Below are 21,127 nucleotides of genomic sequence, written 5' to 3'. Positions count from 1 at the left end.
GTATAAATACGCATGGCGGAATAGTTCACTAGCAAGTCTTACTAACAGACCAATCCTATTTGTATAAAACGATAGACTCATAACACGTTTCCTATTACAAATCCATCTTCACTGCTTTTATTATAAGGTGATATTTATTATAATACAATACGAAAGGAAAACTTTAACCAGGTGAAATGTCACAAAGGGGAACCGGGAATGTCTTTCATAGGCTGAAATCGGAGGGGACAATATGTCTAAAAAAATTCATGAATTTAACGATATTATCCGGAAATTGCGCAAAGAATTATTTGGAAAGGGGCCGGAACGAATTCACACCGTTTTTGTGGATAACATGGCGGTATCAACGCTTTACGGCAATCTAAGCGCAAGTGAGCAGTTTATCGCACGCACGCCTGAAGGAAGAGAAATGGTTCATGCGGCGCGGACCAGCTTAATTCAGGAACTGTATTCAAAACAAACGCCTGACGGAATGGAAGAGCTCATCGGAGCAAAGCTCGTGCATCTGTTTTCAGACATCAAGATCGAAGAGAATATTGCGGTGTCTGTATTTGTCTTTGACCGAACAATTGAAGAGCGCCGTGAAGAAATCAAAAGCTGAAAAAAATTCAATTGACACGAAATTGTCACATTTGATATGATATGAACTGCCTGCAGTGGCTTAAGGACGAATTTTATGGAATGTGTGCATGATCTGTACATTTTCTATAGCTGATATTTTCATTCTGCTTGATATTGTTGTATGGGTATGCATACAAGTTAGGCAGCATTCAAACCCGTTTTAGACGGGCTGTTTGAATGCTGCCTTTTTTGTTAGGCGTCTTTGGAAACTGCGGGGCTGAAATGATAAATGGAGGGGTTATTATGGCTTTTCGTAAACCGGACGAAATAGCGGAGCTTGCGGTCGAATCAGGGGTAAAAAAGGTGCATTCACCGCTTTCAGCACTGATTGTATTAGGATTTTTGGGAGGAGCGTTTATCGCACTCGGTTATTTGCTTGATATCCGTGTCATCGGCGACCTTCCGAAAGAATGGGGAAGCCTGTCGAGTTTAATCGGGGCGTCCGTGTTTCCCATCGGATTGGTGCTCGTCGTTCTTGCCGGCGCGGAGCTGATTACGGGTAATATGATGTCGGTATCTATGGCGCTTTTTTCCAGAAGAATATCCGCCGGTGCATTAGTGAAAAATTGGGTGATCGTGACGTTGATGAATCTTGTCGGCGCACTGTTTGTCGCTTACTTTTTCGGACATGTTGTTGGATTAACCGAAACAGGACCTTACTTGGAAAAAACGATTGCGGTCGCACAAGGCAAGTTGGATATGCCGTTTGGAAAAGTTATTGTTTCGGCGATCGGCTGTAACTGGCTTGTCTGTTTGGCCGTCTGGCTTTCTTTCGGCGCAGAAGACGGAGCCGGAAAAATCGCGGGTATATGGTTTCCGATTATGGCGTTTGTCGCGATTGGTTTTCAGCACGTTGTAGCCAATATGTTTATCATCCCGGCTGCGATTTTTGCAGGTTCTTTTTCGTGGGGTGATCTGATTGGCAATCTCATTCCGGCCTTTATCGGGAATGTAATCGGCGGGGCAGTGTTTGTCGGCCTTATTTATTTTATTGCATATTCAAAAAAAGATCAGAAAAAGCAAGGGATGAAAAGAGTTTCCTGAGGTAAGAAAGATGCCGGAAAACACGGACAATTGAAGCGGAATGCCAGCACATTTTCCGTCCAAATCTTGAAAAAAATGTTTACAAAATGGAAGCTGATGGATATACTTACAAAGTAAGAAAAAAGCAAAGGGAGGTTGAATCACATGACGACGTTAAACGGCAATCAAAATTTACAATTGAACCGATTCAGCCTGTGGAAGAGTTCGTGTCCTTCCTTAACCTCTGCCCGTCAAGCACGTTAATTTCGGAGTATCAGGACATTCGCAGCTCCCCGCAGGGAAAGAAGCACGTCTTCTTTTGTCTGCGGATTTAGTCTGCCCGCAGCGCATATGAAGTTTGCTGCGGGTTATTTTCGCTTGTGCGGATATTGAAAGGGGGTGAGCGATAATGACCATTAATCTTTTCTTTTTAACACTGACCATTTCAAAGCGTTTTAAAAGTGCGGAAGAGTATGAACGAGAACAGCAGGTCGAAGAGTTTTATAATGAAGCGAAAGAACGCCAGCTGAAACACTTTTATATGAACTGAACGGACACGAAGGGCCAAAACGGAGGAGAAGGAGGAGATCATCATGTTCAGAATTGAACTGCTGAATCATTACACAATGGAGAAGGACCAGGTTTAGCGAGGATGTTGCTGTCACGTCGCAGACGGCCTGCATACCATGGTAAAGAAAGAAAAATTGGTAAGCGGGTGATAGCATGCAAGGCGGTCAGAACAGGATTCCATCCATCGGGCACGGGTATGCGTCAATGCCCCATTCATTTAAACACGGCTACGGCAACCCGTATCGCCGGCAGAGAATGGCGGCGCTTTCCCGGCAGACAAGATATATAGCACCGTATTATTGGTACTAGAGCAGGCGGAAAACCTACGTTTTCCGTCTTTTTTTTTATGAAAACAAATATAAATTTCAAATAAATCGAAACGTTCATAAAGAGAAGTGCGTCTAGTTAGTACCTCATACTAATACGAGGTAATATTATTTCTGAATAATAAATCACAGGAATGGAAAAGCGGGTGTTATACAATGTTGCAACATACATCTTCAGCATTAAAACGAATGCGCGCGAAATACTTTGCTGCATCAGAACCGGCAGAGTCAGTCATTCAGCAAATCTTGATGGACATACAGGAATACGACCGCATTTTGGAAATCGGGACCGGAAACGGCTCAATGTTTAAACAAATCATCGGACAGCTTGAAAAGGGCAGTCTTAAAAGCATAGAAACATCGAAACGTAAAATACGGAAAACACAGCGCGCAAACCGTTCGGTTATAAAAGCCGGGCGCGGAAACATTCAGCAGGGGAGGCCTGAAAGCTTACCGTTCCGCGATCGCAGCTTTCATAAAGTTTTCTCATTACATACTGCTGAAACAGTCATCGATTACAGGACAGCATGTAAAGAAGTGTACCGCGTTCTTCAAATTGACGGGTGTTTCTATATGGTTTTGAAACCTTCGCGGATGAGTGAGAAGGATGTGATTCAGGTGCTCTATGATCAGCATTTCAGAGACATTTCAGTTGTCAGCAGAGATTCGTTCCATTTTATTACTGCCATTAAATAGAATATTTCTTGGGAAATAAAAAGAGCTGCTTAAGTCACTGCAGCTCTTTTTGTGAAATTGGGCATATTTCCTTATTTTTGGTTATTTCACATCTATTTTATATTAAAAAAAGTTTTTTTCTTATACAATGGTAATCAGATGACCGTACATTTTAAATATTTTGAACAAACGGAATGAATATTCATTCCGAATCTGGAAAGGGGGATGAAATGACAGCTTCAAACAAGGTTGAACTCATTATGAAAGCGTCGCTTACTTTGTTTACAGATAGAGGATTTGACGCAACGACGATTCCGATGATTGCCGCTCAGGCCGATGTCGGAACCGGCACAATCTACCGTTACTTTGACAGTAAAGAGACACTTGTGAACGTACTGTATCAGGAAAGTGCGCAGCGTTTTATGAAAAAAGTCAAAACGGACTTTCAGGGTATCTCTGTAAGAGAAGGGTTTCATCACCTGTTTTATTGTCTGATTGATTTTACGAAGGAAAGTGAGTATGCATTGTTTTTTCTTGAAACGAATAAGGACGCCTACTTTCTGAATGAAACGAGCCGTAAGCTTCTTGATGAAATAACACAGATGCTTGACGTCTTTTTTCAGCGCGGCAAGTCTGAAGGTGTGCTCCGCAATCTGCCGTCCAATGTGCTGATGGCGCTGCTGCTCGGGGCATATCTCAAACTCTATCAGCTTATCCGGACGGGAAGCGTCGAAATAACAAAACCGTTTCTGAAAGAATTGGAACAATGTTCTTGGGATGCCATCAGAACTCATTAACTATTCGCCGAAGGAAGGAAGATCGATATGAAACAGCTAAGCGCTATACCGCAGCCGAAAACATACGGACCTCTGAAAAATCTCCCTCACTTGGAAAAAGAAAAACTGTCACAATCGCTCTGGAAAATTGCCGAAGAATACGGCCCGATCTTTCGTTTCGAATTTCCGAGCTCTGTCGGGGTCTTCGTCTCAGGCCGCGAGCTCGCGGCAGAAGTCTGTGATGAAAAGCGATTTGATAAAAACCTCAGCAAAGCCTTGCTGAAAGTCCGTGAGTTTGGCGGTGACGGACTATTTACGAGCTGGACTCACGAAAAGAATTGGCAGAAAGCGCATCGGATTTTATTGCCGAGCTTCAGCCAGAAGGCGATGAAAGGCTATCATTCAATGATGCTTGATATTGCCATGCAGCTCGTGCAGAAGTGGAGCAGATTAAATCCGAATGAAGAAATTGACGTTGCCGAAGATATGACGCGCCTGACGCTGGATACAATCGGCCTGTGCGGATTTCATTACCGCTTTAACAGCTTTTACCGCGACACACAGCATCCTTTTATCACAAGTATGCTTCGCGCGCTGCAGGAGGCAATGCGCCAATCGCAGAGACACAGCCTGCAGGACAAGCTGATGATCAAAACGAGACATCAGTTCCAGCAGGATATTGAAGTGATGAATGAACTCGTAGACCGGATCATAGCTGAGCGGAGGGAAAATCCGGATGAGAATCTGTCTGACCTTTTAGCATTGATGCTTGAAGCGAAAGATCCTGTAACGGGTGAAAGGCTGGATGATGAAAATATCCGTTATCAAATCATTACCTTTTTGATCGCGGGGCATGAAACCACAAGCGGACTGCTTTCATTCGCGATTTACTGCCTGCTGAAAAATAAAGATAAATTGAAAAAAGCCGTTCAGGAAGCCGAGCGGGTGCTGACGGGAGAGACACCTGAATATAAGCAGATTCAGCAGCTGACATATATCCGCATGGTGTTAAACGAGACTTTGCGGCTGTATCCGACTGCCCCGGCATTTTCCCTGTACGCGAAAGAAGATACGGTTCTCGGCGGGAAATATCCGATTGCGAAAGGACAGCCGGTGACGATTCTGACTCCGCAGCTTCACCGGGATAAAAGCGCGTGGGGAGAAGATGCCGAGCTATTCCGTCCGGAAAGGTTCAGCGATCCCGCGGCAATTCCGGCTGATGCCTATAAGCCGTTCGGAAACGGACAGCGCGCATGCATCGGGATGCAGTTTGCCCTGCAGGAAGCGACAATGGTGCTCGGCCTTGTCCTTAAACACTTTGAACTGATTGATCATACTGATTATGAGCTTACGATTAAAGAAGCTTTAACCATTAAGCCCGGTGATTTTAAAATCCGTGTGAAAAACAAGGATGTGTCCAATCAGCAGTCCGCACAAAACCATAAAGCTGAAGTCAGCGGTCACAAAGAAGAAACGACAGAAATACCGTCCCACGGAACGCCGCTTCTCATTCTTTACGGTTCAAATTTGGGAACTGCGGAAGGAATCGCGGAAGAGCTGGCTGACATCGGCAGAAGCAAAGGATTTTCAACTGAAACCGGCCCGCTCGATGATTATACGGGGAAACTGCCTGTAAAAGGCGCAGTCGTTATTGTGACGGCTTCTTATAACGGGGCGCCGCCTGATAACGCAGCGGGTTTTGTGAAATGGATGGAAACCCTTGAAGATCAGGAATTAAAGGGTGTTTCTTACGCCGTCTTCGGCTGCGGAGACCGCAATTGGGCCGCCACTTACCAGAGGATCCCCCGCCTGATAGACAAAGTGCTTGAAGAAAAAGGGGCAAAACGGCTGACCTCTATCGGAGAGGGCGACAATGCCGATGATTTTGAGTACAGTCAGGAAGCCTGGGAAGACTCATTCTGGAAGGACATCATGAAGGCTTTTCATATAGAGGCCGCTCCAAAACAGACAAACAAATCACAGTTATCAATCGAATACGTAAGTGAAGCAGCCGAGACGCCGATTGCCAAAACGTACAAAGCATTTGAGGCGGAAGTCACCACAAACAAAGAGCTTCATACCGAAAGCAGCAAGCGTTCAGTCCGGCATATTGAGCTGCGTCTCCCGAAAACCGAAACGTATCGGGAAGGAGACCATCTCGGGGTGCTTCCGCAAAACAGCGGGGAACTGATCAGCCGTGTCATTCGCCGATTCGGTCTTGATCCGAACCAGCACTTTAAGATCAAGGGCCGGCAGCTGCCTCATCTGCCGATGGACCGGCCGGTTAATGCGCCGGCGCTTTTGGCGTCATATGTAGAGCTGCAGGAACCGGCAACGAGAGCCCAGCTTCGCGAACTTGCCGCCCATACCGTGTGCCCGCCGCACCAAAAAGAATTGGAGCATCTTTATTCTGACGATGCGGCATATAAAGAAAACGTGCTGAAAAAACGAATGACCATGCTGGACCTGCTGGAAGATTATCCGGCTTGTGAACTGCCGTTTGAGCGCTTTTTAGAACTTCTGCCGTCCTTAAAGGCGCGCTATTATTCAATCTCAAGCTCACCGAAGTCAAACAAAAGGGAGCTCAGTATCACGGTCGGCGTTGTGACGGCTCCGGCGTGGAGCGGCCGGGGAGAATACAGGGGCGTGGCTTCGAACTATTTAGCCGGATTACAAAATGGCGATTCTGCCGTCTGTTTCATCCGCTCGCCGCAGTCGGGTTTCGCATTGCCTGAAAATACGAAAACGCCTCTCATTATGATCGGAGCAGGCACCGGAATTGCACCGTTCAGGGGATTTATCCAGGCGCGGGCAGCAGAAAAAATGTCCGGTAACAGCCTGGGCGAAGCTCATTTATACTTCGGCTGCAGACATCCTGAAGAAGACGATCTGTACAAAGATGAATTCGACCATGCGGAGAAAAACGGCCTTGTCACCGTGCATCGGGCGTATTCCAGATTAGATCAGGACTGTAAAGTTTACGTACAGGATGTCCTGCTTCGCGAGGCTGCACAGATTATTGCGCTTCTTGACCAAGGCGGCCATCTCTATATATGCGGAGACGGAAGCAAAATGGCTCCGGCTGTCGAAAATGTACTGCTTCAGGCGTATGAAAAGGTGCATAACACTGATTCAAAAGTTTCCTCGAATTGGCTTGAACAGCTGCAGGCGGAAGGAAGATATGCGAAAGATGTTTGGGCAGGTGTGTAACAGAAGCGTAAGGCAATTGAAGATTGTGTTTTAATTGAAGAAAGCCGGCACGATATTTGAAATCTACTGAATCAAAAGGAATAGTTATAGGGAGTATCGTGCCGGCCTTATCTTTAGTATCGGACAAAAGACACAAATCTTTAATGTTTTTATTGATTTACATGCAGGCGGCTATGTCCCTTTTTTCTGAATTCCGCCACAAATAAAATTGGATAAGACAGCAATAGCAAAACCGAAATAAATGAAATGATACCGATCCAATGAAAATGCGTCCAAAAGAAACCGCCGCAAGACCCGGCCGCGCTTGACCCGATATAGTATGCAAGCAGATATAATGAAGAAGCTTGCGCGCGCTGATCACCGGCTGCTCGGCCGACCCAGGCGCTTGCAATTGAATGTGCGCCGAAAAAGCCGAAGGTAAACACGGCAATGCCCGCAATTTTAAGGGCAAGCTGGGGCAAAAGTGTCACCGCTGCGCCGGCAAGCATAACAAAAATCGCAATCTTAATCATTTTTGCACTTCCGAAAAGATCTGCTTTTTTCCCCATATAGACAGAGCTGAACGTTCCCGCGAGATAGACAATAAAAATAAAACCGATTACAGTCTGTGACAAATGATAAGGAGCCGCCATTAAATGAAAGCCGATATAATTATATAATGTCACAAAACTCCCCATTAATATAAATCCCAGAGATATTAACAAAAGCAGCCGTTTGCGGTGTAGAACCGCTCCGTATTCCTTACATGCCGCTTTTACGCCCGCATGCCGCTGAGATGAATGGCGCGGAGCCGGAAGAAAACGCCAAAACAAATAGCTTAATATAATAGAAAGAATGCCGATAATGGCAAGCGCCGGCCGCCAGCCGAATACATCAGTCAGAAGCCCCGTTAACAGCCTGCCGCTCATTCCCCCGATGCTTGTGCCGCTGATATACAGGCCCATCATTTTCCCGAGGCCCTTCGGATCAAACTCCTCGCCTACATATGTCATAGCGACAGCAGGAACGCCTGCCAGAAAAATACCGAGCAGCCCCCTCATCGCCAAAAGCGCCGGAAAAGCCGGACTGAACGCTGTTAATAGACCTAAAACAGAAGTAGCTGTTAACGACAGCACCATTAATTTTTTTCTGCCGAATCCGTCAGACAACGAAGCGGCGGCCAATAATGAAAATGCCAAAACGGCTGTTGAGATGGATAAAGTTAAGCTGGCAGCCGCAGCGGAAATATGAAACTCTTCCGAAAACAAAGGCATAAGCGGCTGTGTCGTGTAAAGCGTGGCAAATGTCACAAAGCCGCTGATAAACAGAGCCAAGCTGGCCTTTCTGTAAGCCTTTGTATGAGGCTGAATAAACGTCATGAATGTCCCTCTTTTCTCACTGTTGGTTATATATGTATCGTACGCTTTTCATTTCAATGTGTCTAATTTATAATAACTATAGAATTAATGCGTGTAGGTTATGAGGAAAGGGGAGAAGGAGAAAATGGAGCTTCATCAAATTGACAACTTCATTGCGGCGGCAACTCATCAGCATTTCACAAACGCGGCAAAAGAAAGAATGATTTCTCAGCCGGCATTAAGCCGATCGATTATCAGGCTCGAAGAAGAATTAGGCGCGCCGTTATTTTACAGAGAGACAAAAGCCGTCCGGCTGACAAGGCACGGAGAGCAGTTCTTAATAAAAGCAAAACAAGCGAGACGAGCTTTAAATGAAGGCGTTGAACAAGTGAAAAAAAATATGAGCCTGGAACACGGCGAAATATCTGTATCTTTTCTTCATACGCTCGGGCTGCGCTTAATGCCTCAGCTGATTGCCGAATTTAAAAAGCTATACCCAAACGTGACCTTCCGGCTTTATCAAGGCGCAAATGAAACGCTTCGCAAAATGGTGGAAACGGGAGATGCGGATATCTGTCTCAGCTCCCCGCCGCTTCCCAGCGAGCTTTTACAATGGACAGTGCTGGAGAAAGAGCCTCTTTATGCGGTGCTTCCTGAGAACCACCCGCTTGCAGGAAATAAAAGCATTCAAATGAAAGAGATGCAGGACGAGGATTTTGTCGGATTTAAACCGGGATACGGGCTGAGGTATATGTTTGATCTGATGTGCCGGGATTTGAATATACACCCGCATCTCGCATTTGAAGGAGAGGAAGTGTCAACCATATTAGGGCTGACCGCCGCGGGTCTTGGGGCTGCAGTGCTGCCGAAAACCGCGGAGCATTCATACTTTCCGGTCGTTTTTCTCCCGGTTGCAGATTACCAATGCGAACGCACCATAGCGTTAGCGCAGTTAAAAAACCATGCTCTCTCTCCCGCTGCTGAGCGTTTTAAACAGTTTGCACTTGATTATTACAAAGCACGCAACTGAGCGGTCATTTTATTAAAATCGAAGTTGAAAATAAAGCAGAAAGAAATACAGAAAACGGAGGATAACCATGGCGAAAAAAACAGTGAAAACAAATGCTGTCCGTATCATTGAGCAGCAAAACATTCCCTATGAGCTATTAGGTTACAAAACAGAAGGGGGACAGCCCGCAGACGGTCTTTCCGTTTCACAAAAAATCGGATACTCTGCCGAATATGTTTATAAAACCTTAGTGGCATCTGCAGGAACTGATCGTTATTACGTCTTTGTCGTTCCCGTTGCAAAAGAACTGAATCTGAAAAAGGCTGCGAAGGCGGCAGGTGAGAAGAAAATAGAAATGATTGCCATGAAGGACCTTTTGGGAGTGACCGGCTATATACGCGGCGGCTGTTCTCCGATCGGAATGAAAAAAAGGTTTCCGACTTTTATTGATAGATCCGCTGAAACACTGGGGTTTATGATTGTCAGTGCGGGGAAAATCGGAATGCAGCTGAAAGTAGCGCCTCAAGATTTAGCCGAAGCAAGCGGAGCGGTATTTACAGACATTGTATAAATGTCCGATGAATCTAATGGAATACACGTTTCAAAGGAGAATGATAATGAAAAAAAGATATGAAAACTTGAATGGCGTGAAGAATGAACATGGATTCAGAGATATGTGGAAATGGATGAAAGAACGAAGAGAAAAAAGTAAAGACTTAAGCGAGAACATTCCGAAAGCGGTCACAAGGGATGTCCGTGATGTTGCCGTCAATCGGACGGAAACCGCCATAACATGGATCGGCCATTCTTCATTTCTGATCCAAATACAGGGGCTTAACATAATGACCGACCCTGTATGGGCGCGGAGGATGGGTTTTCAAAAACGGCTGACAGAGCCGGGATATGAATTGAGCGAACTGCCTGACATTGATGCCGTGCTCATCTCACATGGGCATTATGACCATCTTGATTTTCCGAGTATAAAAAAACTGAGAGGAAACCCGGATTTTTACGTGCCTGCGGGATTGAAAAAGCTGTTCATCAAAAAAGGCCGCAAAAAGGTTCATGAAATGAATTGGTGGGATCGTTTTGAGATGCGGGGGGTGAATATATCATTTGTTCCGGCCCAGCACTGGACACGGAGAACGCTTTGGGATACCGATACCTCTCATTGGGGGGGCTGGGTCATAGAAAGCGAAAACGGCGAGTCCATCTATTTTGCAGGAGATACAGGCTATTTTGAGGGCTTTAAAGAAATCGGAGAGAGGTTTCGTATTAAGGCGGCTCTGATGCCGATCGGAGCATACGAACCCGAATGGTTTATGAAAGTGTCACATATCAATCCGGAAGACGCCGTGAAAGCGTTTTTGGAGCTGAAGGCTGACAGCTTCATTCCCATGCATTACGGGGCATTCCGGCTTGCTGATGATACAGGCCCGGAAGCATTAAGCAGACTGCACAGCGAGTGGGACCGGCGTGCATTACCTCCTGAAAACCTGAAAGCATTAGCGCTTGGCGAAACATTTTGGCTGTAACAGCAGGTTTTCGCTGCCGACACCAATCGTTTAAAAACGGTTGGTGTTTTGTTGTCAACCAAAGGTGAACAGCCTCAGTATAAAACATGATTTTTCCGGAATCTGCGGTAAAAAACAAAACTTTTTACTCTTTTGTTTCACTATACAATGAAAACGGTTTCGTATGCGCAGTATATTTAACCTATCATAATTGCTCCAGCAGAAACGGACAGGAAGGATAGAAAAACAGATGAAATACATGAATTCAAGACAGAAAAAGATTTTGTATCTGTTGTTATCTGAACCTGATGACTACTTAGTTGTGCAAGATTTCGCAGACAGGGTCCGCTGTTCTGAAAAAACGATCAGGAATGATTTGAAAACGATTGAAGATTTCCTGAATGAACATGCTCAAGCTCAGCTGATCCGCAAACCGGGATTAGGCGTCTATTTACATATATCTGAACAGGAAAGGTCACGGTTAAGCCGGCACATTTATAATGAGCACTTTACATGCAGGCACAAGACCGATGAAGAAAGAATACTTCACATCGCTTATGATTTATTAATGAATTCAAAGCCCGTTTCCGCAAAAGAAATTGCCGCACAGCATTTTGTAAACAGAGCTTCCATTAAAAAGGATATTAGTGCGGTTGAAGAGTGGCTGAAGCGATTTGACCTCATACTGGTTTCTAAACAGCGGCTCGGCTTAAAGATTGAAGGGGACGAAAAAAACAAAAGAAAAGCATTGGCGCGAATTTCAGATTTGATTGATAATGCGGAGTTTACAAGCCAATTTATAAAAAGTAAGTTTTTAAGTCATGAAGCGGACTTTGTGAGAAAAGAAATCAAGTTATTACAAAAAAACCATTCTATCTATTTTACGGATGAAACATTTGAAAATTTGCTGCTGCATACATTGCTGACCATCCGCCGTATCAAAATGAAACAGCCGGTCGCCATCTCTGCAAGACAGCTGGAGGCGGTAAAAAAGAAGAAAGAATATGAATGGACACTGGCTTGTTTAAAACGGCTTGAGCCGGTATTTGCCATCCGGTTTCCCGAGGAAGAAGCCGTCTATTTAACTTTACATATAATAGGCGGGAAAGTCCGCTATCCATTGCAGCAAGAAAAGAAGCTTGATCTTGAAGATTCTGAGCTTTCCAAAGTCGTCAGGCATTTGATCAATCGTGTTTCAGAACTGAAAATGCTGGATTTTCACAAAGACCAGGAATTGATCAACGGATTGAACATTCATCTCGATCCGGTGTTGAAGCGGCTGAGCTATGATCTCTCTGTTTCAAACCCCATGCTCCACGATATCAAAAAAATGTACCCTTATTTGTTTCATCTTATCATTGACGTTTTAGAAGACATCAATCAAACATTTGATCTTTATATTCCTGAAGAAGAGGCGGCCTATTTGACGCTGCATTTTCAGGCAGCGATCGAACGGCTGCGCCGAAGCAGTCATAACCCTAAAAGGACGATCATCGTCTGCCATATGGGCATTGGCATGTCGCAATTGCTGCGGACTAAAATTGAACGCAAATTTCATCACATTACGATAAAAGACTGTATCGCAAAAGCGGAGCTGACAGAGTATATCAAAAAGCATAAAGATATAGATTTCGTCATTTCTACGATAGAGCTTGGAAATGTAACGATCCCTCATATCGTCGTATCACCGCTTTTGGAGCCTGCTGATGAAAAGAAGCTCAGCGCATTTATGCAACAGCTTGATACATCATACCGCCGGGAGCAAAAAACGTTTAAAATGCTGAATGATACGACTCCGTTTCTCGTTTTTTTACAGCAAGAGACAGAGCACCGTTATCAGGTCATTGAAAAGCTGGCGCAGGCTTTGTATGAAAAAGGCTATGTAGAAAAAGAGTATGGCATTCATGCAGTAATGAGAGAAAAAATGTCGGCGACAAATATCGGGGCGGGTATTGCCATCCCTCACGCGAACTCTAAATATATCAAACAATCAGCCATTGCAATCGCCACCTTAAAAGAGCCCATTGAGTGGGGGACGGAAAAGGTGTCGCTTGTATTTATGCTTGCCGTCAAACACGAAGATCAAAACAAGGTAAAGCAATTATTCAGTGAGCTTTCCTATCTTAGCGAGCAGCCGGCATTTATTCAAAAACTGACGGAAGAAAAAAATGTGATGACGTTTTTATCGTATTTAAACTATTAAAAGCAGGGGATGGCTCCCTGCTTTTTTTCTGTTTATAGGGAAAAATGCCGTTATTTCCGGAACTTATGGTAAAAAAACGCGCTTATCACAGGCTGATTTCAGTATAAAGTTGAGACAAGATCTTGAAATTCAGACTGCAAAGGAGGATTTATATGAAACTGTTAGCGATTACATCATGTCCGAACGGCATTGCCCATACGTATATGGCTGCTGAAAATTTACAAAAAGCAGCCGGCAGATTAGGCGTTGAGATCAAAGTGGAAACCCAGGGCGGAATCGGGGTGGAAAATAGGCTGACTGAAGAGGAAATCCGGGAAGCAGACGCAATCATTATCGCGGCGGACCGTTCGGTGAACAAAGACCGATTCGCGGGAAAAAAGCTGCTGGCCGTCGGGGTTCAGGAAGGCATCCGCAAACCGGAAGAATTAATTCAAAAAGCGCTTAGCGGTGAAGTGCCGGTTTATCAATCTGCTTCAAAAGCTCAAACCGCAAGTCAGCAGGGCAAAAAACAAAACCCGATTTACCGTCATTTAATGAACGGCGTTTCTTTTATGGTTCCTTTCATTGTCGTCGGCGGATTATTGATAGCGGTTGCATTGACGCTTGGAGGAGAAAAAACACCAAAGGGCTTAGTCATTCCGGATGAGTCTTTTTGGAAAACGATTGAACAGATCGGCAGCGCTTCTTTTTCATTCATGATCCCGATTTTAGCCGGGTACATCGCGTTCAGCATCGCCGATAAGCCGGGTCTTGTCCCCGGAATGATCGGCGGATATATTGCGGCATCCGGCAGCTTTTACGACAGTGCGAGCGGCGCAGGATTTCTTGGAGGAATCATTGCGGGATTTTTGGCGGGATATGCGGCGCTTGGAATCAAAAAATGTAAAGTTCCTAAAGCAATACAGCCGATTATGCCGATCATTATTATTCCGGTGTTTGCCTCACTGATCGTCGGTTTGGCGTTTGTATTTCTGATCGGCGCCCCCGTCGCTCATATTTTCGCATCATTAACGGTTTGGCTTGCGGGAATGAAAGGCTCGAGCTCAATTCTCCTGGCATTGATTTTAGGAGCGATGATCTCCTTTGATATGGGAGGACCCGTAAACAAGGTGGCCTTTCTATTCGGATCGGCAATGATCGGAGAAGGAAATTATGAAATTATGGGCCCGATTGCCGTTTCCATTTGTATACCGCCGATAGGGCTTGGGATTGCGACGTTTTTAGGAAAAAGAAAATTCGCCGCCGCAGAAAGAGAAATGGGAAAAGCTTCATTTACGATGGGCCTTTTCGGTATCACGGAAGGAGCCATTCCATTTGCGGCCCAAGACCCCCTTCGAGTGATCCCGAGTATTATGGCGGGTTCTATGACCGGCTCGGTGATAGCGATGATCGGCCATGTGGGGGACAGAGTGGCACACGGCGGCCCCATCGTTGCTGTACTTGGAGCAGTAGATCATGTATTGATGTTTTTTATCGCTGTAACAGCAGGCTCTCTTGTCACCGCTCTGTTGGTTAATGTACTGAAGAAAGATATGGCGAAATCCCCCGCGCCCGGTGAGGTGCTGCCGTCTGCCGCATCAAATGAAGCTGCAGCGGCAAAAGAAACAAAGGAACCATCTCAGGCTGACAGCCGAAAAGCCGGGATGACCGAAATCAAAAAACTGACTGACATTATCAGCACGGACTTGATTGAACCGCATTTATCCGGCGAAACGAGGGATGACATTATCGATGAAATGATCGAGAAATTGTCCCGTAAAGGTATGCTGCTGTCTGACAGCGGATTTAAGCAGGCCATTTTGAGCCGTGAACAGCAGGGAACCACGGCGATAGGTATGAATATCGCCATTCCGCACGGAAAGTCTGAAGCCGTCAGAACGCCGGGTGTTGCATTCGGAATAAGACGTTCGGGTGTTGACTGGAACAGCCTTGATGGTTCTGATGCAAAACTGATTTTTATGATTGCTGTACCGAAGGAAAGCGGCGGAAATCAGCATCTGAAAATATTGCAGATGTTATCCCGAAAACTGATGGATGACAGCTATCGGGAAAGGCTGCTCTCCGTTCAGACAAAAGAAGAGGCGTATGAGCTTCTGGAAGAAATCGAATAAAGCGAGGGATGATCATGTCTACTGAACCGATATTTTTCAATCCGGTTTTCAAAGAAAGAATTTGGGGAGGCGCCGCCCTGCGTGATTTTCACTATAATATTCCGTCCGAGCGGACAGGGGAGTGCTGGGCCTTCGCCGCTCATCAAAATGGACAGAGCACAGTTCGAAACGGCATGTATAAAGGATGTACGCTCGGTGAATTGTGGGAGCATCACAGAGATTTATTCGGAAACCTTGAAGGAGACCGTTTTCCTCTTCTTACAAAAATTTTGGATGCGGACCAAGACCTGTCCGTTCAGGTGCATCCGAATGATGACTTTGCCAAAATGCATGAAAACGGGGAACTTGGAAAAACCGAATGCTGGTATATCATTGATTGTGAAAAAGATGCGGAGATCATTTTCGGCCACAGCGCAACAACAAAAGAAGAACTGATATCCATGATTGAGCGCGGAGAATGGGACGGGCTCCTGAACAGAGTTAAGGTAAAGCCGGGAGATTTCTTTTTTGTCCCAAGCGGCACCGTTCACGCGATTGGAAAGGGCACACTTATTTTAGAGACGCAGCAAAATTCAGATACGACTTACAGATTGTATGATTACGGAAGAAAAGATGCGGACGGCAGGATGCGCGAGCTCCATTTGGAAAAAAGTATAGAAGTGACAGACGTTCCAGCTGTCCGTGAACGGCCGACCGTTCAATATAAACAAACAGATGATCTGCTGGCAGCTGTTTTAATAGAATGTCCTTATTTTTCAGTCGAAAAGTGGGATGTAAAAGGTGAAGCAAATTTATTCCAGAATCATCCCTTCCTTCTTGTCAGCGTGATCGAAGGAGACGGAATAATGATTGCAGGCGGGCATGAACATCCCTTTAGAAAAGGTGATCATATTCTCCTGCCTTCCGGTTTGGGAGAATATAAACTGGCGGGCCATGCAAATTGTATTGTGTCTCATCTGTGATCTTCAAAACCCTTCTCTGGCAGCAGAGAAGGGTTTCTCGTTACTTTTACAAAAAGGCCGAAATTTCCGTGGTTCGTTCCTGAATTTATTCTCTCAATTTGTATATCTCCCGAGCCATCGATTCAAGTATGTACATCGCGGGGATTTGGGTGGTGATATTCGCATTTTCAACCCATTCTTCCGTCACGTAATATGAAATATTCACATCGGACATTTTGGCAATGGTTGAATGTTTATGATTTGTAATACTGATGACCCGGCTTCCTTCTTGTTTCAGCTGATTCAGATGAGTCACTGTAGAATCTCCTTCACCTGAAACCGATAATGCGATCGTGATGCTGTTATGGCGGAAATGGGAATGGGCCGGAAAGTAAGGATCTTTAATATACATTGAAAGTTTCCCTAAGCACGAAAAATATCTGGCTCCGTATTCGGCGAGAATTCCTGAACTTCCCACTCCGATAAAAATGACGCTTTCTGCATCGGCCGCAAGGGCAGCTGCTTCCTTCAGCTTTTCTTCCATGCCTCCGCTTACTGTTCTTTCAAAAAACTCGGCAACGGAATGATGGGGACTCTTTAAAATCGTTTTTTTATTTGCCTCCGCATACATTTTCAGCTTCACCTTAAACTCCGAAAACCCTTCACAGTTTATTTTTTTGCAGAAACGTAAAATAGAAGCCGTAGATACATGGGTTTCATTTGCCAATTCACGGATTCGCATATAGACGACTTTCTCGCTGTTTTGGGAGATGTAGTTGTATAAAGAAGTTTCAAGCTCGTTAAATGAAGCAATCATTTCGTGTGTGAACATGCAGGGGGATTCTCCTTTTTATGAGAATGGTGAATGTACATCTCATCGTAACATATCATTTTTAAAAGAAACATAGTGTTATTTTCATGTGACAAATCACTTTTTGTGTCATTCAAAACAAGACGTCAGCCAATGATTTACGGTGCAAAACAACTGCGGATATAATTCGTTCATACGCTTTATGCATGATCTCTTCAAGGGTCGCTGACAAGAGCGGCCGAAAAAAGGAGGACAATATGAGTATCAAACTGATAGCGGTTGATATGGACGGAACGTTTTTGAATGATGAAATGGCATATAACGAAGAGCGTTTTATGAATCAGTATCGTGAATTAAAAGCACGGGGAATTAAATTTGCCGTAGCAAGCGGAAACCAATATGCGCAGCTTACATCTTTCTTTCCGGAAATCAAAAGTGAAATCGCTTTCGTTGCCGAGAATGGCGCTTTCGTCGTGAATGCCGGAGAAGAAGTATTCGCAGGTAGCATGTCTGAAGACACTATAAAAGCAGTAATCCGTGCTTTAGAGCAGTATGAGGTGAAAAACGTCATTGTCTGCGGAAAAAAAAGCGCGTATATTCATGAAAATGCCAGTGAAGATGAATATCTGCATGCCAGTAAGTATTATTATGTGTTAAAAAGGGTGCCGCATTTTGAAAACATCGATGATGACATTTTAAAATTTTCCATCAGCTTTCCCGCCGAACATTGTTCCGCACTTCTGAGCCATTTAAAAAACGCAATCGGGTCTTTCGTCACGCCTGTATCAAGCGGGCACGGTGACATAGATCTGATCATACCGGGGCTTCATAAAGCAAGCGGGATTAAGCTTCTCCAGAAACAATGGGGAATAAATGCTGAAGAATGCGCGGCCTTCGGAGACAGCGGCAATGATTTGGAGATGGTGTCCGCCGTGAAATACGGAGTCGCCATGGATAATGCGCAGGAAAGCATTAAACAGGCCGCGGCGCATATCGCGCAATCAAACAATGAGGAAGGGGTCTTAAACGCGATTAATTCCATTCTCAAATGTGAAAAACCCTTTGTCTGAAAAAAGACATTTTAACTGCGGAGGTGCTGAACGATGATTAAATTAGTGATTACGGATTTAGACGGCACATTTTTAAATAATCAAGGCGATTTTGACAGAACGTTATTTGAAAAGACAAAAAGAGTAATGGAGGAACAGCATGTCGCTTTCGCCATCTGCACCGGGAAACAGTGTGAAAGGGTGGAAGCCTTATTCGGAGAAGACGCGAAAGATTTTTGGATTTTAGGAGACAGTGCTGCACGTATGAAAAAGAACGGCAAGTTCGTATATGAATCTTTAATCAGCAATAAAGCCGGACTGTCAATTATAGGCGCTTTAGAAAAAATCAGCTGCGGGCACACCATTATCGCGTGCACAAAAAAAGGCGCGATCGTAAAAGAAAATCTGTCTGAAAGTGAAATGAAATATGTAAATGCCTCTTATGCACATGTAACGAAAATAACTGATTTTACTGAGATAAAAGACGATTTTATCAAGATTACGCTTCATGACCCCGACGCCAACTGTCCGGAAACGAGAGAAAAGCTGCATGAATTTTTTCACCAATTATATATCGTAGCATCAGAAGATACCTGGATGGATATATCAAATATCGGAATACATAAAGGATCAACAGTACAAGAACTGCAGCGATTATTAGGGGTTTCGGCTGATGAAACAATGGCATTCGGAGACGGCCGCAATGACAAAGAATTGATGGAAGCGGCATCCTACAGCTTTGCGGTTAAGAACGCCGTTGACGAAATAAAAGATGCGGCGCACTTTGTCATCAAATCAAATGACGAAAGCACCGTCATGCACACGATTATGAGAATATTAGCGCTGCAAAAACAATGAGAAAGCAGATGGGCTAAAGCCAATGAGGCAGGACTTACTAGGAAAAGAAAAAGCGGGCTATTCTCAGACTTTAATTCACTCCTCATTTCCCTAAAATATGTTAAAAATGAATAAATATCTATATTTGACTCGGTTTTATTGGTATAATATGTATAAAATGAATGAAACGGCGTAATATCAAGATGAAAAAAATCACTTCATATCATTTGATATCAGACAAAAAGTAGGAACTTCCTCGTTTTGAAATTGGGAGGTGTTTGTATTAGCCCGCTGTTGAGTCCCGCGTATATCATTCTCATTTTTCTTCCGGCAGCTTCTTTTCTGTTAGGGATTTTAGGATATTTCATTTTCAAAAAAGTATGGATGATGGTTGTTATTGTATTGATTTTGTCCTTGATATTTATGTTTATTGTAATAGGTGCCGAACCGACATTTTTCATTTGGGTGGCTATGATGACGGGGAGCTGTTTTATCTCCGGTTCAATCACTAAGACGATATGGACTTTTGCAAAGCGAAAATATTAGACTGAAAAATCCTGTTTGAGCAGCGATCCTTTTTTGCCGATTGAAGAAAAGGAAGTATAGAGTGATCTGTTATGTTCTTATATTTTGTCTGTTATTGTCATGTCTGTCTATCGTTTTGTTCTTTTTTAACTAAACGGAGCACTATAATTGAACTGCAGATACATAGAAAAACAAAAAAGGATAAGGAGGATTTTTATGTTTCAAACCTTAGACCATTTTTTGAAATCTTGGGAATTCGAAGCCGATGCGACACAAAAACTGCTGAATCATCTGACTGATGAATCACTTAAACAAGAAATCACTTCACAACATTGGACTTTAGGCCGTATTGCATGGCATACTGTCGCGGCCATTCATATCATTACCTCAAACACAGATTTAACGTTTCACGCTCCGGCTGAAGATTATCCTGTTCCTGCGTCGGCGCGGTTTATTGCTGAGAGTTATCACCAAGCCAGTAATGCATTTGTACAGGCGTTAAAAACGCAATGGACTGATGATACACTTCAAGAATGTGTCAACTTTATTGGTCAGCAATTGCCAAATGGTTCACTTTTGATGTTTTTAATTCAACATCAAAACCATCATCGAGGACAAATGACTGTCCTTATGAGACAAGCAGGTTTACCTGTTCCGGGTATTTATGGTCCGGCAAAAGAGGAATGGACAACATTTGGTTTGGAAGCTCCGAAATAGGATGTTGTTGTAAGGGCTCGAACGAATAGATGATACCAATCGATGTTGGTATCTTTTTTGTTTTAGTCTTCGTGACATGCAGACGAATCAACAGTTCAAAAGGTGTAAAGTGAGTTCAATAACTGCAGAAAGGCGATTATGATGATAACTAAAATGACTCAATTCAATATGAAAGACTTCTATAAACCAAACGAACCTTTCGTTGTTTCAGGGAGAATCATCCCTTCATTTGAAAACAATGTTTGGACATATACAGAGGAGAAATTTGCTGAACCTTATGTCAAAAAATATGACGATGAAGACATTGATGTCAGTTATATTGAAGAAGCGGATAAAGTTGTCTTTTTTTATTACGCAGAGAACGACTGTGTCGGCCGGAGTAAGCTTCGTTCTAATTGGAATGGATACGCACTGATTGAAGACATTGCCGTTGCAAAAGATTATAGAAAAAATGGTGTCGGGACGGCTTTATTACATAAAGCGATTGAGTGGGCAAAGGAGAATCATTTATGCGGTCTTATGCTTGAAACACAAGATATTAATGTTTCAGCTTGTCATTTTTATGCCAAAAATAACTTTGTCATAGGAGCGATCGATACAATGCTTTATTCCAATTTTTCAACAGCAAATGAAATTGCGGTTTTTTGGTACTGTAAATTTTAAATATAACAGTATTTGATGTTTCGTCATTTAGCGGGTGTGTGCCGCAAAGTATTCAAAACATCGGCTTGAGGATTTATAATAAGGTATATCAATCAATGCAGGGGGAGTTATGTATGAAGTGCAAAAAAATGAACAGGGTACAATTAAAAGAGGGAAGCGTATCAATGGCCCTATAAACTGCGTCTGCCCTCATTAATGGAGGGAAATTT

Annotated in this window: 21 protein-coding genes; 19 read left to right on the top strand and 2 right to left on the bottom strand. The window is 44.0% G+C overall.

Features of this window, described 5'->3' with window-relative positions; genetic code table 11:
• Positions 1–232: 232 nt before the first annotated feature.
• The 7 genes from ACWJJX_RS13090 to ACWJJX_RS13060 all read left to right on the top strand — a co-directional run bounded on the left by ACWJJX_RS13090 (position 233) and on the right by ACWJJX_RS13060 (position 7,201).
• A complete protein-coding gene (locus tag ACWJJX_RS13090) occupies positions 233–601 on the top strand; it encodes a DUF2294 domain-containing protein (RefSeq protein WP_003152783.1) in 369 nt (122 codons plus the stop codon).
• A gap of 263 nt (positions 602–864) precedes the next feature.
• Positions 865–1,665, top strand: coding sequence for a formate/nitrite transporter family protein (locus ACWJJX_RS13085; protein ID WP_007408225.1), 801 nt, complete (start codon positions 865–867; stop codon positions 1,663–1,665).
• Positions 1,666–2,053: 388 nt separating this feature from the next.
• Complete coding sequence (locus tag ACWJJX_RS13080; protein ID WP_003152787.1) at positions 2,054–2,194, top strand: YrzI family small protein; 141 nt, start codon at positions 2,054–2,056, stop codon at positions 2,192–2,194.
• A gap of 173 nt (positions 2,195–2,367) precedes the next feature.
• The gene (locus ACWJJX_RS13075) at positions 2,368–2,523 is read left to right on the top strand and encodes a hypothetical protein (RefSeq protein WP_007408227.1); all 156 of its coding nucleotides are present in this window, start codon (positions 2,368–2,370) and stop codon (positions 2,521–2,523) included.
• A gap of 173 nt (positions 2,524–2,696) precedes the next feature.
• Entirely contained in the window at positions 2,697–3,236 is a 540-nt protein-coding gene (locus tag ACWJJX_RS13070; protein ID WP_088037425.1) for a class I SAM-dependent methyltransferase, read from the top strand.
• Positions 3,237–3,445: 209 nt separating this feature from the next.
• Entirely contained in the window at positions 3,446–4,012 is a 567-nt protein-coding gene (locus ACWJJX_RS13065; RefSeq protein WP_003152789.1) for a TetR/AcrR family transcriptional regulator, read from the top strand.
• 27 nt (positions 4,013–4,039) lie between these two features.
• On the top strand, positions 4,040–7,201 hold the full coding sequence (locus tag ACWJJX_RS13060; protein ID WP_454023028.1) for a bifunctional cytochrome P450/NADPH--P450 reductase: 3,162 nt from the start codon (positions 4,040–4,042) through the stop codon (positions 7,199–7,201).
• Between the two features lie 149 nt (positions 7,202–7,350).
• On the opposite strand, the gene ACWJJX_RS13055 is transcribed toward ACWJJX_RS13060, so the two are convergent.
• Positions 7,351–8,559, bottom strand: coding sequence for an MFS transporter (locus ACWJJX_RS13055; RefSeq protein WP_003152792.1), 1,209 nt, complete (start codon positions 8,557–8,559; stop codon positions 7,351–7,353).
• 124 nt (positions 8,560–8,683) lie between these two features.
• Here ACWJJX_RS13055 and ACWJJX_RS13050 point away from each other — a divergent pair, with 124 nt between their 5' ends.
• From ACWJJX_RS13050 to manA, 6 genes are all read left to right on the top strand, one after another.
• The gene (locus tag ACWJJX_RS13050) at positions 8,684–9,568 is read left to right on the top strand and encodes a LysR family transcriptional regulator (protein ID WP_003152795.1); all 885 of its coding nucleotides are present in this window, start codon (positions 8,684–8,686) and stop codon (positions 9,566–9,568) included.
• Positions 9,569–9,635: 67 nt separating this feature from the next.
• Positions 9,636–10,118: a Cys-tRNA(Pro) deacylase gene (gene ybaK, locus ACWJJX_RS13045; RefSeq protein ID WP_013352996.1), complete on the top strand. Its 483-nt coding sequence runs from the start codon at positions 9,636–9,638 to the stop codon at positions 10,116–10,118.
• A gap of 46 nt (positions 10,119–10,164) precedes the next feature.
• Entirely contained in the window at positions 10,165–11,082 is a 918-nt protein-coding gene (locus tag ACWJJX_RS13040; protein WP_454023027.1) for an MBL fold metallo-hydrolase, read from the top strand.
• A gap of 229 nt (positions 11,083–11,311) precedes the next feature.
• Complete coding sequence (locus ACWJJX_RS13035) at positions 11,312–13,264, top strand: BglG family transcription antiterminator (RefSeq protein ID WP_454023026.1); 1,953 nt, start codon at positions 11,312–11,314, stop codon at positions 13,262–13,264.
• A gap of 152 nt (positions 13,265–13,416) precedes the next feature.
• On the top strand, positions 13,417–15,375 hold the full coding sequence (locus tag ACWJJX_RS13030) for a fructose-specific PTS transporter subunit EIIC (protein ID WP_454023025.1): 1,959 nt from the start codon (positions 13,417–13,419) through the stop codon (positions 15,373–15,375).
• 14 nt (positions 15,376–15,389) lie between these two features.
• Entirely contained in the window at positions 15,390–16,337 is a 948-nt protein-coding gene (gene manA / locus ACWJJX_RS13025) for a mannose-6-phosphate isomerase, class I (RefSeq protein WP_070082145.1), read from the top strand.
• An 85-nt stretch (positions 16,338–16,422) separates the two neighbouring features.
• On the opposite strand, the gene ACWJJX_RS13020 is transcribed toward manA, so the two are convergent.
• A complete protein-coding gene (locus tag ACWJJX_RS13020) occupies positions 16,423–17,148 on the bottom strand; it encodes a MurR/RpiR family transcriptional regulator (protein WP_053573170.1) in 726 nt (241 codons plus the stop codon).
• Between the two features lie 236 nt (positions 17,149–17,384).
• Between ACWJJX_RS13020 and ACWJJX_RS13015 the strand changes: the two genes are divergently transcribed.
• The 6 genes from ACWJJX_RS13015 (at position 17,385) to ACWJJX_RS12990 (ending at position 21,094) form a co-directional block, all read left to right on the top strand.
• Positions 17,385–18,197 (top strand): Cof-type HAD-IIB family hydrolase, encoded by an 813-nt coding sequence (locus ACWJJX_RS13015; RefSeq protein ID WP_454023024.1) that lies wholly within the window; start codon positions 17,385–17,387, stop codon positions 18,195–18,197.
• A 33-nt stretch (positions 18,198–18,230) separates the two neighbouring features.
• Positions 18,231–19,034 (top strand): HAD-IIB family hydrolase, encoded by an 804-nt coding sequence (locus tag ACWJJX_RS13010; protein WP_454023023.1) that lies wholly within the window; start codon positions 18,231–18,233, stop codon positions 19,032–19,034.
• A 240-nt stretch (positions 19,035–19,274) separates the two neighbouring features.
• Entirely contained in the window at positions 19,275–19,559 is a 285-nt protein-coding gene (locus ACWJJX_RS13005; protein ID WP_454023022.1) for a DUF2651 family protein, read from the top strand.
• A 195-nt stretch (positions 19,560–19,754) separates the two neighbouring features.
• Positions 19,755–20,255, top strand: coding sequence for a DinB family protein (locus tag ACWJJX_RS13000; protein WP_003152812.1), 501 nt, complete (start codon positions 19,755–19,757; stop codon positions 20,253–20,255).
• Between the two features lie 141 nt (positions 20,256–20,396).
• On the top strand, positions 20,397–20,918 hold the full coding sequence (satA, locus tag ACWJJX_RS12995; RefSeq protein WP_003152814.1) for a streptothricin N-acetyltransferase SatA: 522 nt from the start codon (positions 20,397–20,399) through the stop codon (positions 20,916–20,918).
• Between the two features lie 113 nt (positions 20,919–21,031).
• Positions 21,032–21,094 carry a tetracycline resistance efflux system leader peptide gene (locus ACWJJX_RS12990; RefSeq protein ID WP_134816631.1) on the top strand — a complete coding sequence of 21 codons (63 nt, stop codon included), beginning with the start codon at positions 21,032–21,034 and terminating at the stop codon, positions 21,092–21,094.
• Positions 21,095–21,127: the final 33 nt, after the last annotated feature.

This window comes from Bacillus sp. YH3-2-B2, from assembly GCF_053663335.1.
Note: the sequence above shows the minus strand (reverse complement) of the source record. Positions and strands in the feature narration are given on the sequence as shown.